The 11,149-nt window shown below is 63.0% G+C and carries 13 protein-coding genes; 5 read left to right on the forward strand and 8 right to left on the reverse strand.

The window, feature by feature from the left end:
• Window positions 1-16 precede the first annotated feature (16 nt).
• Window positions 17-358, reverse strand: coding sequence for a DUF2958 domain-containing protein (locus AC1D3B_RS06810; RefSeq protein ID WP_478189894.1), 342 nt, complete (start codon window positions 356-358; stop codon window positions 17-19).
• Window positions 359-536: 178 nt separating this feature from the next.
• On the opposite strand from AC1D3B_RS06810, the gene AC1D3B_RS06815 reads away from it, so the two are divergent.
• Entirely contained in the window at window positions 537-827 is a 291-nt protein-coding gene (locus AC1D3B_RS06815; protein ID WP_478189895.1) for a helix-turn-helix domain-containing protein, read from the forward strand.
• Between the two features lie 45 nt (window positions 828-872).
• On the opposite strand, the gene AC1D3B_RS06820 is transcribed toward AC1D3B_RS06815, so the two are convergent.
• The 3 genes from AC1D3B_RS06820 to AC1D3B_RS06830 all read right to left on the reverse strand — a co-directional run bounded on the left by AC1D3B_RS06820 (window position 873) and on the right by AC1D3B_RS06830 (window position 3,976).
• Entirely contained in the window at window positions 873-1,220 is a 348-nt protein-coding gene (locus AC1D3B_RS06820) for a DUF2958 domain-containing protein (protein ID WP_478189896.1), read from the reverse strand.
• 386 nt (window positions 1,221-1,606) lie between these two features.
• On the reverse strand, window positions 1,607-2,989 hold the full coding sequence (locus AC1D3B_RS06825) for a DUF4365 domain-containing protein (protein WP_478189897.1): 1,383 nt from the start codon (window positions 2,987-2,989) through the stop codon (window positions 1,607-1,609).
• A gap of 117 nt (window positions 2,990-3,106) precedes the next feature.
• Window positions 3,107-3,976, reverse strand: coding sequence for a hypothetical protein (locus AC1D3B_RS06830; RefSeq protein WP_478189898.1), 870 nt, complete (start codon window positions 3,974-3,976; stop codon window positions 3,107-3,109).
• A gap of 490 nt (window positions 3,977-4,466) precedes the next feature.
• Between AC1D3B_RS06830 and AC1D3B_RS06835 the strand changes: the two genes are divergently transcribed.
• Window positions 4,467-5,135: a DUF6988 family protein gene (locus AC1D3B_RS06835; RefSeq protein ID WP_478189899.1), complete on the forward strand. Its 669-nt coding sequence runs from the start codon at window positions 4,467-4,469 to the stop codon at window positions 5,133-5,135.
• Window positions 5,136-5,195: 60 nt separating this feature from the next.
• Here AC1D3B_RS06835 and AC1D3B_RS06840 read toward each other — a convergent pair whose 3' ends face one another.
• From AC1D3B_RS06840 to radC, 4 genes are all read right to left on the reverse strand, one after another.
• On the reverse strand, window positions 5,196-5,501 hold the full coding sequence (locus AC1D3B_RS06840) for a DUF736 domain-containing protein (RefSeq protein ID WP_478189900.1): 306 nt from the start codon (window positions 5,499-5,501) through the stop codon (window positions 5,196-5,198).
• A gap of 599 nt (window positions 5,502-6,100) precedes the next feature.
• The gene (locus AC1D3B_RS06845; protein WP_478189901.1) at window positions 6,101-6,544 is read right to left on the reverse strand and encodes a thioesterase family protein; all 444 of its coding nucleotides are present in this window, start codon (window positions 6,542-6,544) and stop codon (window positions 6,101-6,103) included.
• Window positions 6,545-6,787: 243 nt separating this feature from the next.
• Window positions 6,788-8,794, reverse strand: coding sequence for a ParB/RepB/Spo0J family partition protein (locus AC1D3B_RS06850; protein ID WP_478189902.1), 2,007 nt, complete (start codon window positions 8,792-8,794; stop codon window positions 6,788-6,790).
• 642 nt (window positions 8,795-9,436) lie between these two features.
• The gene (gene radC, locus AC1D3B_RS06855; protein WP_478189903.1) at window positions 9,437-9,946 is read right to left on the reverse strand and encodes a RadC family protein; all 510 of its coding nucleotides are present in this window, start codon (window positions 9,944-9,946) and stop codon (window positions 9,437-9,439) included.
• Window positions 9,947-10,190: 244 nt separating this feature from the next.
• Here radC and AC1D3B_RS06860 point away from each other — a divergent pair, with 244 nt between their 5' ends.
• From AC1D3B_RS06860 to AC1D3B_RS06870, 3 genes are all read left to right on the forward strand, one after another.
• Entirely contained in the window at window positions 10,191-10,346 is a 156-nt protein-coding gene (locus AC1D3B_RS06860; RefSeq protein ID WP_478189904.1) for a hypothetical protein, read from the forward strand.
• A gap of 65 nt (window positions 10,347-10,411) precedes the next feature.
• Complete coding sequence (locus AC1D3B_RS06865; protein WP_478190012.1) at window positions 10,412-10,816, forward strand: very short patch repair endonuclease; 405 nt, start codon at window positions 10,412-10,414, stop codon at window positions 10,814-10,816.
• Window positions 10,817-10,970: 154 nt separating this feature from the next.
• Window positions 10,971-11,135: a ribbon-helix-helix domain-containing protein gene (locus tag AC1D3B_RS06870; protein WP_478189905.1), complete on the forward strand. Its 165-nt coding sequence runs from the start codon at window positions 10,971-10,973 to the stop codon at window positions 11,133-11,135.
• The last annotated feature ends 14 nt before the right edge of the window (window positions 11,136-11,149 follow it).

Here is an 11,149-nt window from a genome sequence, read left to right on the forward strand (position 1 = left end):
GACTGCCCGCGATCGGTCAGTCGTTGATCGACCCGTCGCGTCGTGCGTCTGCCAGGTAGCCAGAGATTGGCTGGCGCGGCTTGAAGTGTGGATCAGCAACGATGCGCATGCCGCGCGGGCCGCGGACGCCTTCGAGGGCCGAGAGGCTGACTTGCCCCAGCTCAGGGCTACCGGTGCCGGCATCGCACAGCCCAAAGGCGCGATCCTCGTCGGCATCGAGCTCCGTCAGCAGCCAGACGGCCCCTGCGTCCAGGGTGTAGAGCTTGACCACGGGCAGGGGGTCGATGGCTTCGCCACGCGTACGCGCCGCGCCATTTGCCAGCATTCGAAGGCGCTGTTCGTCAGTTAGGAATGTCATCGTTATCGCCGGGGGGAATACGAATATAGCTTTCAAATAGAACTGTGCAAGTCGGGCAAAGCGCGAGATGGACGTGCCGCAGCGAATGCATCTGCGCCTCCGCAGTCACGACAAGCCGGCATTCTATGAGTTAAAGATAACGTGGTTTTAATTGCTTTAAAACGTAACGCTTCTGTTCATGCAGAAGCAGGGAATACAGCGCGGGCGGCCGACCGGCGCGACGACATTTGAGGCAGGCCCGGCACGGGCCTTTGGAGATGCGGTGCGCGCCTTGCGCACTGAAGATGGCGTTGCCCAGGAAACCCTGGCGCACCAGGCGGGCATCGAGCGTTCGCATATGGGCAAGATCGAGCGTGGCGAGCACATGCCGACTTTGGCGATGATCCTCAAGATCGCGCGAGCGCTGGGCCGTAGCGCTGGGGAACTGATGCTCGAAACCGAGGCGCGTCTGCCCAGGGATGAGGAGTAGGGCGAGATCGGCCGCCGACTGTCGCCGGCGGCCAATGCGTCGTGGCTAGACTACGATTCGACCGGCGAGACGTGCCTCTCGCGCATACGCGCTCAAGCGTTTCTGCGCCTCGAAGTGCAAGTCCCGTTCGATGGGGAGTCCGAGCCGGCCGCGCACAGTTGCGATCTCCGCCAGGCTGACCCACCCCAGCTCAGGGTAGCCCAAGCCCAGGTCGCACAACCCGAACGCATGGTCGTGGTCGTCCGGGTCGATCTCGGTCAGCAGCCAGGTCGCACCCGCGTCTGGGGTGAAGAGCTTGATCACCGGTGCGGGGTCGAAGTTTTCCTGTTCGAGGGACTGCCGGCCGTTGGCCAGCAGCTGCGCGCGTTGTTCGTCCGTGATGAGCTTCGTCATGGTCTTCTCCTGGAAAGGAATCAGGGCGGGATTGCCCGGGACCGGAAGCAGCACGGCGCAGCGCAGCCGTCAGGGTTCGACAGACGGCCGCGAGGCCGCCAGCGTGCACAGCACGCGCAGACCTTGACGGCGAGAACGGCGTGATACGGTGTAGGGAACAGCAAGCCAGCCGCGTCCACCAGCAACGCACTTCAGCTGGCAGTTGATATGCGCCGCATCTTCAAGCACCAGGGCGCAAGATGCAGAGGTGGAAGCGGCGAGGCAGGCGGCCCAAGGTGGTTCGCCGCCACTACGCACCACTAGCCGGAAGTCTCGGTGGGCCAAAGGCACACGAACTGGAGCGACGTGTCGCCGCCTGAGCGAGAGCAGATTCCTGCATGCCCTTGTTAGTACAGCCTCTCCCCGTTACTGAGCATCGGAGACGGAAAAGGCGGCAACTTGGGCTCACTGACGGTCATCGCACCAACAGGCCCCATGATCGCAAGCATCTCGTCGTAGAAACCTGCCGTCTGAGCGTTTGATTTTCCCTGCAGCAAGCTGCCGGGGAGTGGCTGCCGGTTGTCGTTCCAGTCCTCCAGCCAGCAAATGAACGGCGAAAGCGGCACGTCCCGATAGCGAAAGTTCAAATGGTCCTTCGGAATTGTGCCGAGATGGCGCGCGGTGTACTCCTTCAACTCTGACAGAAAGATGTTCTGCACCCATGCCTTGCGCGCCACCTCCTCGGGGCCTTTGCGCCAATGTTCCACGCGGTAGTAATCCAAATGGGCATTGAAGCTGATACCCAGAACATCCGTGAACGTTCCGAAAATCGCCGCCTCATCTTCAACTCGGAACGAGGTGTAGACCTCGATCTGTACGAGCGGCAGCAACGCGAGCGTGAAATGCTGATTGTCATGAACGCGCGGCGTGCCAGTCTGCCTCAGATACTCCGTGAACCGCCGGCCATTGGTCGTCAATGATGCGATGAACGTCGGATACTCAAGCTTGGCATAAAGCGATTGATTGATGTCAGCACTATCTATTGCCGCCAAGTGATGCTTGGACAGGAGATGAAAGTATCGCGTCAGGAACGGATAGACGTTGGCGCGGTCGAAGGAATACGTAAACAGAAGCACGTGAGGCTTGTCGCTCGCGCTACGGCGAATCAGCTCGGACATGAGGCTCGAGTGAAACTGCAGCTTGCTGCAGAGCCCCCAAAGACCTTCGATGAAGAGATCCAGCGCTGTGATCGTGACCGTCGATTCCGCCGCACCGAACGCATGTGTCACCTCTTGCAACTCCGCACAAACGGCTGCGTACTGCTCTGGCGTGTACAGGAGCAAGTCAAACTGGGTTCTCAGGTACGCAGAGAAGTTGTCGTCCACTAGATTGGACTTTTGACAACTGATAAACGCTGCGCCAAATGGATCATCCGCGCGCTCCTGGACATGTTTGCTCAGGTCGGTCCAATAAACGACGCCATGCCGAGGATCGTGCACGAAGAGAAACATTGGAATCGAGACGCTCCCCCAATATTCAAGGTCGTCCTTGTCAGGGTAGAAGCGGAACGTTTCGGCAGTCTCCGATCTGATGTAGCTGGTTCCCGACTTCACCTGAGCCCCTACAAGCTTGCCGGTGGGAAACTCATCGACGACGATCTCAATCGTGCCGTCAATGCCCACATCCTCCTGAAGCAGATCGCGCCAGATTAGGTTCAACCGGTTGCAGGCACTTTCCACAGCCAGCAGCCCCTCGCGTTCAGTCATGGCATTTCGATTGCGCTTCTTCATCCTCTTCCTTCACCTTTTTTTTGAGCCGACTTCACCGGCTGTTTTACTTCCGCATCCACGTGCGACATTTTTGAAACACCGCATTCATGATTGGCGGCTATGAACCAGTAGGCTCAATCACACGCACGGAAACCACCGCTGCGCCACTGTCGCTGAAGCGCCCCGAAAGATCCTGAATTGTCCGGCGCCGTCGAATTCAACGCCGATCGCCCCGTTTCGCTGGCGCCAAGGCGCCAGATGAAGAACCGCGGTGAAACTGTGACCGATCAGATGATGTTCTTGATCAAGCCAGCTTGTGGTGCCGGCGGTGAAGCTCAAGCGGCCGTCGTCTTCTTTGCGCCATTGCGGAGCTGTGAAGCCACCGCGGCTTATATTCCCAGAATAGCCAATGGCGATGATGTCCGCCGCGGGCTTCGCCAGTCGCGCCCAAGCATACCTAGTGCACTCATAGACGTCTGCAGGGGTACGCGCTTGGCGTTTTGCCAGCGAGTTAGCAATATTGAACAGTAGCGCGCGACACGCAACGGGCGGGTCGACCGGGGGCGCGCCGCAGTCGACGGCTTCTGCCAGCGACATTGCTCCATGGCTGTCCAAATGCATCCCGAGATTCGCATTGGCTGTCGCGCCCTGCGGTGAGTCTGTCAAAGCAGCGATTACAGCGGCCTCGACGTGGTAGGCCTCAAGCTCGTCTCGCAGGCGGCGACGATAGAACGAAACCCGAACATCTTCACCCCGTGACCACACGGCCTGAATTGCAAGACACTTTGCGCTTGGACGGAAGGAAGCGTCGTTCTCGGCCTGCTCTAGTTCACGCTCCGCCTCCCGGAAGTGACTGAACACTCGAAGATTGCCAGAGCCATCCTCGAACTTGCCCCCACCTTTGCCGACATACAGCACGCGATTCGACTGAGGGTCGGACAGTCCATAAACGTAGACGCCAAGCTCAACAAGCGAGAGCTCGTCCAAGACGCGTCGGGGATTTTTCATGGCCAATGGTATCTCCGCATCCCACCGAGCTTTGCGCGCGCAAGCGGTTCGAGTCCAACGGGGGGCTTGAGCCTCTCTCAAGTGCGTTAGTAGATGCCGGGGTCGGCTTGGCGGCGCTAGCCTATCCGCAAATTCGTGGAGCCGGCAATACGGCATTCAGCAAAGCCTGAGGAGTGGAAAGCCGTCTTCGCGCTTGCCCGTGAAGCCGTAGAGCTTCAAAGTCGAATAAGCGGATTGGCGACCAAGCGCAGACGCGACTGCACGGATATGGGGGAATCCGCAATTCAGACAATCAGGTTTCGGACTGTACCGATAGCTTGGAGGGGATAGCCACGGGGCAAGCGAAGCGCGCAGCGCCGGCAGGCGAAGGCGTCAGCGATCAAAGCCGAAGGGGCGAGACGCCTTCAAGCGGCTCGATGCGCAGCACGAGAGCGCGGCCCGGCGCGCCGGGGACGCACAGAGCCCGCACTGAAGCGAATACGATGCCTGCATGGAAGCTCTCCAACAAGAACCCTCGGACGATCCCCTGGAAGTGATGCTCCGTCGTTCCGACGAGCTGCACGAAGCCCTGCTGCACCTGCTCGACGGCGCCGAGTTCGATCCCTCGCCTCGTGGTGAGGCTGCCTTCGGCATGTGCTCCGTCGCGCTCGAGCACGGTCTCAGTCTGCGGGCCTTGATGGCAATGGGATTGGCCACGTCGGCGGTCGGCCTGATGCGGCTGCAGTTCGAGGCCTTGACCCGCGCCATGTGGCTGCAATATGCCGCCAGCGATCTGGCGATCGAGAAGCTCAATGCACCGCTGACCCTGCAGAGCGAGCAGGCCGCGAAGAATCTCCCCTCGGCCAGCGAGATGATCGAGCAAATCGGAAAACGTGTCGGACCGAACGTGCCCGCGGCCGCGCATCAGATGCTGGCGCATTTCAAGGACGTGTCCTGGCATTCCCTGAACTCGTTCGTGCACGGCGGTATCCACCCGCTGCGCCGCCAGTCCGAGGGCTTTCCGGTCCACCTGGCCCTTCAGATCCTGCGCAATTCCAATGGGCTGCTCACGATGACCGCCATGACCCTGGCGGTCCTGACATGGGATGAAGCGGTCGCCAAGCCCATGAGCAAGATCCAGCCTGCGTTCGCCGACTGCCTGCCCGACCTGTTGAAGTAGAAGGCCTTGCAGGGGAGCAGCGGGCCCCCCCGGGGGGGGGGGGGGCCCCGGGGGCGACGCTCAGTCGCCCTTGCTGCGCGACCAGATAAGGTTATGCGCGCCGTCCTCGCCTTCGACCAGGCGGGCGTAGATCGTTGCCGGGAACGAAGGGTCATCGAGGGTCACCGAGAGGTAGGGCCGTTCGGCCCGGCTGACTTTCTTCCACGCCGCGCCGATCTCGAAGTTGCCGGCGACGATGCGGTAGTCGGGAGCGTTCTCGCTCTCCTTGTCGTTGGGCACGATCTTGACCTTGACGTTGAGCGTCAGGGTGCGAACCGTGCCGGTGTAGCTGTCGTTCTGTGCGGTGAAGGTGCCGATATTGGCCATGATGCAGTCCTTTTGAAGTTGACCAGGTCGCGCCCATCGCGGCCTTGGCGTGATCCGATGGGTGAGGGTCCGGGCGCGCCGCATCCCATAGCGAAGCGGCGGGGCCGCAGCGCAGCGCAGGACCGGGAGGCCGGAGAAATTTGCCTCGCGAGGAAGACCGCAGGTCGGGGAAATTTGTCGGGCCGGGTCGGTTGCGGCGAAGAAGCCCGAGGCGGCGCCAAGCGAAGTGCAGCGCCGCCGTGCCCTCGCCAGGATTCACGACAAATACAAGGCCACTGTGGGTGTGATCCTGTCGCGGAAGGACGCATGGCCCCGGTACCGTCACCGCTGCGTCAGCGTTTCGGCACGACCCCCAACGCAGCCCGGGTCATGTCGGTCGACAACGAAACAGGGAAGAGCGATCCCACCGTATCGGCGTTGGCCAGAGCATCGGAATTTGCGGCTTGGAAGGAGACGCGCATCGGAACGCTCTCGCTGAGCCACCGTCGTCATGGCGGACTGTTAGCCCGCTTGATTCAGAAAGGATCGCATGACATTCGAGTGCAGCACGTGGACTCGTATCCCGGACTCCGCTACCGCGGGGCGCGCTGAGCTAGCTTTCAGGGGTCTTGGAGCGCCAGGACCTTCGTAGCGATGCGCGACTCCATTGGTGCCCGCTGTGCGGCCACCAGCGTGACAGTCGCTTCGCAGACGATTTCATGAGCATCGTGAGCCTGCACGCGGAATGTCGCGCTTCGGTCCCCCAGCCGCTCGAGCCAGCCGCGCAGACGCAGGGGCGACCCTGGCGGGATCGGACCTCGATGGTCGATACGGATCGAACGACCGACCACCACTTCAGCGGCAACATCAACGTGCTGCTGCATTTCACGAATGCAAATGGATTCGACCACTGCCACCAAGTACCCCGTGGCAAGACATTCGATCAGCCGCTCCGCATACCCGTTTCCGTGAGGAAGCCGCGCGAAAAGCGACTTCGCCGTCTGGTCTGCCGGCACGGTGTAGGACTCTTCAAAGAATATCTCGCTGACGCCTTGGTGGTTCATGGGGTATCCGGATGGGGTTGTCGAAGGCTCGATCAGCGCGCTGGATTGCAGGCGATCGGTGCTGTTCGATGCTCCCGTGACCAGCAGGCATCCCCAACCCACCGCAGCGAGCGCTGGCGTAAGGCGGCACGCAGGGAGCGTTGGGCTTGCGCGTTCCGGAAGTCAAAACGCGCGCGGCAGACCTGCCGCGCGCGTCGCGCCGATTTCTTGATCCCCGGCCTCGCGGCCGGGGAGTCATAAGGATCACGCCGTTGCGTGCGCGTCCTCGTGGTTTTCGGCATCGGCCTGCCCCTCAGCAATCGGTTCAGCGCTTGCAACGTCAGCCGGCGTTACCTCCGGGGCGCGGAACATCGCAGGCAGCCAGCCTGTACCCGCTGCCAGCCGCTCGGCTTCGCTGGCGATCTGTGCCTTCTTGAGTTTGCCGAGCCGGTTCACCTCACCGGGCGCGAAGGCCCGCACTCCTTCAAGTGCCTTGGCCTTGGAGACGTGGTCGAAGTAGCCTGCTGCGGTCGGCGTCCACCACGCGTGCATGTCCAGCCCGACTGCTTGCGCCAGCGCAGCAGCCGGGGCTTCGTCCTCACGCGAAGCGATGGCGGTCACCGTGAAACCCACGCACACTGCCAGCAGCGACAGCAGCTCCTGCTGTGGCATTGCCAGCAACTCGGCGAACAGCGCATCCGGGTCGCTGGGCAGGCGCTTGCCCCAAGCCTCCCGCACCTGTCGCATGCCCACCGCAGCCGGTGCCTCGGCTACGTCCGGTGCGTACTGCTCCAGCCGGTCCTGCGGATTGGTGGTGATGTTGATGGGCGAACCGTAGTGCGCGTCATGGATGACGCGCAACGCAAGCCGGTGCACCACGGCCACCAGCGCCACATGCGGATGCCGGGCGACCTCGGCCTGCAGGGCGGCGGTGCGATGGGCACTCAGGCGCTTGACCAGCTTCTCCGAAATGGTGAGCTTGGCCTCCTGCCGCCCGCTGCCGTCTTCGGCTTCGTCATCCGCACTGTGCCCGTCGCGGTCCTGCTCCCGCAACGCCTTGGCCTGTTCCTCGCGCAGCAGGCCGCGATGCACGATCACGCCGCCCTTGTGGTCGAGTGACACCACGGCCCCCGCCGTCGCCATCCCGCGCGGCGGATAGACCACCAGCGTGCGCTCGAAGGCTTCCAGCTCATTGCCCAGGCTGTCCATCTCGTCCTGCATGGCCTGCGCCTGCTCGTCCGTTATGTCCTCGTTCTCGTCGTCCAGGCGGTCTTGCAGCTTGCGTTGCTGCGCTTCGAGCTTGGCGATGCGCTTGGCTTCGGCCTTGCTCGGCTCGCGCCGCTTGCTGCGCATCCGCTGGAACTGGTGCAGGTCCGCGTAGGTGGCACGCGGCGCCACGTCCACCCAACCCCAGCCCTCGGCCTGCACCTGCTCAGCCACCGGCATGAGCCTTTCCTTCGTCAGCGACTCCAGCAGCGCTGCATCCGTGAGGAAGATGCCGTTCTGCTCGTCCGCGAACAGGTCGCGCCGCACAGCCCCGCCAGCCTGATCGTAGGCCTGGACGCCCACGAACTTCGCGAGCGCATCGCGGCCCGCGTCGATCTCTTCATGCGTGAGGTGGTCGCGCAGCGCCTCCGGGCTGCGCTGCCACTGCGGCGATTCATAGAACGCCGCCTCCTGCGCCGCATGGTCGTCGGTGATAGCAAGGGCCATCAATTGCTCCAGCGTGACGGCGTCAGCCCGGTAGTCAGCCAACAGGCGCGGCGAGACGTTGGCGAGCTTCAAGCGCCGCTGCACCACCAAGGGCGTCACGCCGAAGTCGGCGGCAATGTCCTCGATGGGGCGTCCCTCGGCCACCAGATCAGCGAAGGCCTCGAACTGGTCGGCGGGGTGCATGGCTTCGCGCTGCACGTTCTCGGTCAGGCTCACGGTGCGCGCCGCCGCATCGGACCCCAACAGGCAGGGCACCTCGAAGTCCTTGGCGAGCTTGCGCCGCTTGACCAGCAGCTTGAGCGCGGCGAGGCGACGGCGACCCGCTACGACCTCGTAGTACTCGCCATCGACGGCCAGCACCACGTTGAGGTTTTGCAGCAAGCCGACGCGGGCGATGCTGGCAGCGAGTTCGGGTATTGACGTGCCGCCGCTCTTGCGCACGTTGCGGCTGGAAGGCCGCAGCTTGGACAGCGGAATCAGCAGCAGTTCCTGCGCAGCCGTGACGGCTGCGACAGCAGCGGCGATGGCGGTGGTTTCGTGAAGGGTAGCGGTGTTCATATTGAAATCTCCTGTCCCATACTGGGACGTTGAAAGTGAAGGAAGAAAAAGAGGGAGGGGGTTCAAGGTGTCGGTGTCTGCATGCGCGGCTCTCCTGTGGGTTCCCACACCAGCCGGATTCCAAGATTCGGAGCCCGGTGTTGGCTTCGGTGGGTTCGGCGCAGTGACCTGGGCTGGTCGCCGTTGCCGCCGTCTTTCCTGAGTTCATCGCCCGCGAAAAACCGGGCCGGCGGGGACGGGCCGTCAAGGAAGCAAGCGCAGGGGGTTGGGGCGGCCCGCAGCCGCAGGCGAGGACACGGCCCTGCGCGCCTTGACGGCCTGGCGCCGGCGGCTACGGTCGCGGGATCAGCGATGAAGGAGGGGAAAGACGGATACCCGGCCAACGGCCAGGGGAGCGACGAACCCACGGCCGCGCGGCGAGCGCCTCCGCGTGCCGTGGGCACGCCTGACTGGAGGTGAACAAGCGCGCAGCGCGCATCGGCAACATGCGCTGGCCGATCAGGCGTCGCCTGGTCGGCGGTGTCGAGGGGCGCCAAGCCTGCGCGGCGGGGATTGGCTTCAGCCAGTCCCCTGGAGAACCACCGACGACGCGCGCAGCGCGCACGACAAAGAAAGAATCAAAGGGCCTGCTGGCCCTTTGTGTCACAGCAACCCGCGCTCCGCAAAGCTCAGCACGTCGCGGCCCGCGACGATCAGGTGGTCCAGCACGCGCACGTCCACCAGCGCCAGCGCCGCTTTCAGCGTTTGCGTCAGGTGCTCATCGGCTCGCGACGGCTCAGCAACCCCTGACGGATGGTTGTGCACCAGGACCAGCGCCGCCGCATTGCGCGCCAGCGATTCCTTGACAACCTCCCGCGGATAGACCGACGCCTGGCTCACCGTGCCGCGGAACAGTTCGACGTATTCGATCAGCCGGTTCTGCGCATCGAGCATCAACACGGCAAACACCTCGTGCTCCAACGCCCCAAGCTTGACCCGCAGGAAGTCGCGCACCACCTGCGGCGACGACAGCACCTCGCGCCCCTGCAACTGCTGTCCCAACAGCCGCTGCGCGGCCTGCAGCACCTCGCCGGCATCGGCCGGCCGGTAGTCGCCCGCGACATCGCGAACCAGAAGAACGGAAGAATCGAAAGAGAAGAGATCGTGCGCCATCGTCGGCTCCGTGAATCGGGCGGGATTGCCCGAGACCGGCACCAGCACGGCGCAGCGCAGTGGTCAGGGTTCGAAGACGGCCGCCAGGACGCAAGCGCACAACCGCAGGGCAGGGCGCGCAGAGCTTGACGACGAGAACGGCGTGATACGGTGAAGGGAACAGCAAGCCAGCCCACCGCCACACCCCCCGTTGCCGGATTGGCAAGCGAAGCGCGCAGCGCGGACACGCGCGAAGGCGTCAGCGATGGATGCCGAAGGGGCGAGACGCCGCCAGCGGCTCGATGCGCAGCACGACAGCGCGACCCGGCGATGCCGGGTGACGCACAAGTACGCGCGCTGTTTTGACAGCGGCAGCTTGCAGCGGGTCTGCATCGAATTGATGGACGCATCGAACGTCTGAGCGAGCGCGCCAAGGCAGGCTGTCCGGATAATCATCAGTCCGATGATCCGTCTGAGGAGGTCGCCATTGACACGCTAACGCCCGATCAGCGCTCGCGGCTCATGAGCCGTATTCGAAGCCGTGACACCACCCCGGAGCTTGTGGTGAGGTCGATGCTGCACCGCATGGGCTATCGATTCCGTCTCCACCGAAAAGACCTTCCCGGCAAGCCTGACGTGGTCCTTCCTAGGCACCGAAAGGTAGTTCTGGTTCATGGATGCTTCTGGCACGGGCACGGCTGCAAGCTTGGCCCTGTCCCGAAGTCGAACCAGGGCTACTGGTCTCCCAAGATCGCTGGAAACCGTGCACGGGACGCCCGGAATGCAAGCGCGCTTGCCCAACTCGGTTGGAAGGTTTTGGAGCTATGGGAATGTGAGATCCGCGACCTGAAACGGACCGAGCAACGCATCAAAGAATTTATGCGGACCTAGCCGGTGTTGGGCCAGCGGCCACCCGCGGATGGCCCGCGCCGGCCGTGAACGTTCACCACATTGGTGTAATATGGTGAAAAGGCTCAACATCTGCGGGGGTAAGGCTATGCGGGCTCAATCAAAGCGCCAGGAAACAGACGGGCCGGAGCGCACGGTGCGCGCTTCCATCAGCTTTCCAGAGCAGCAGTACCAATTTCTGGAAAAAATTGCTGAGGAGAACAAGGTTTCATTGGCGTGGGTGGTCCGCGATGCGATCGACAGCTATCTGAAATCCAAGTGGCCGCTTCTCCCCCAGGGCGCTAATGCCAAAGACGCCTAACAGAGAAGCAACAG

It is taken from the genome of Variovorax sp. P5_A3, assembly GCF_056400665.1.

Excerpts from the sequence above, each read along its gene's own strand:
- AC1D3B_RS06820 (WP_478189896.1), bottom strand. The coding sequence starts at position 1,220 with ATGACGAAGCTCATCACGGACGAACAACGCGCGCAGCTGCTGGCCAAC.
- AC1D3B_RS06830 (WP_478189898.1), bottom strand. The coding sequence starts at position 3,976 with ATGAAAAATCCCCGACGCGTCTTGGACGAGCTCTCGCTTGTTGAGCTT.
- AC1D3B_RS06810 (WP_478189894.1), bottom strand. The coding sequence starts at position 358 with ATGACATTCCTAACTGACGAACAGCGCCTTCGAATGCTGGCAAATGGC.
- AC1D3B_RS06815 (WP_478189895.1), top strand. The coding sequence starts at position 537 with ATGCAGAAGCAGGGAATACAGCGCGGGCGGCCGACCGGCGCGACGACA.
- AC1D3B_RS06860 (WP_478189904.1), top strand. The coding sequence starts at position 10,191 with ATGGATGCCGAAGGGGCGAGACGCCGCCAGCGGCTCGATGCGCAGCAC.
- AC1D3B_RS06835 (WP_478189899.1), top strand. The coding sequence starts at position 4,467 with ATGGAAGCTCTCCAACAAGAACCCTCGGACGATCCCCTGGAAGTGATG.
- AC1D3B_RS06825 (WP_478189897.1), bottom strand. The coding sequence starts at position 2,989 with ATGAAGAAGCGCAATCGAAATGCCATGACTGAACGCGAGGGGCTGCTG.
- radC (WP_478189903.1), bottom strand. The coding sequence starts at position 9,946 with ATGGCGCACGATCTCTTCTCTTTCGATTCTTCCGTTCTTCTGGTTCGC.
- AC1D3B_RS06845 (WP_478189901.1), bottom strand. The coding sequence starts at position 6,544 with ATGAACCACCAAGGCGTCAGCGAGATATTCTTTGAAGAGTCCTACACC.
- AC1D3B_RS06840 (WP_478189900.1), bottom strand. The coding sequence starts at position 5,501 with ATGGCCAATATCGGCACCTTCACCGCACAGAACGACAGCTACACCGGC.
- AC1D3B_RS06850 (WP_478189902.1), bottom strand. The coding sequence starts at position 8,794 with ATGAACACCGCTACCCTTCACGAAACCACCGCCATCGCCGCTGCTGTC.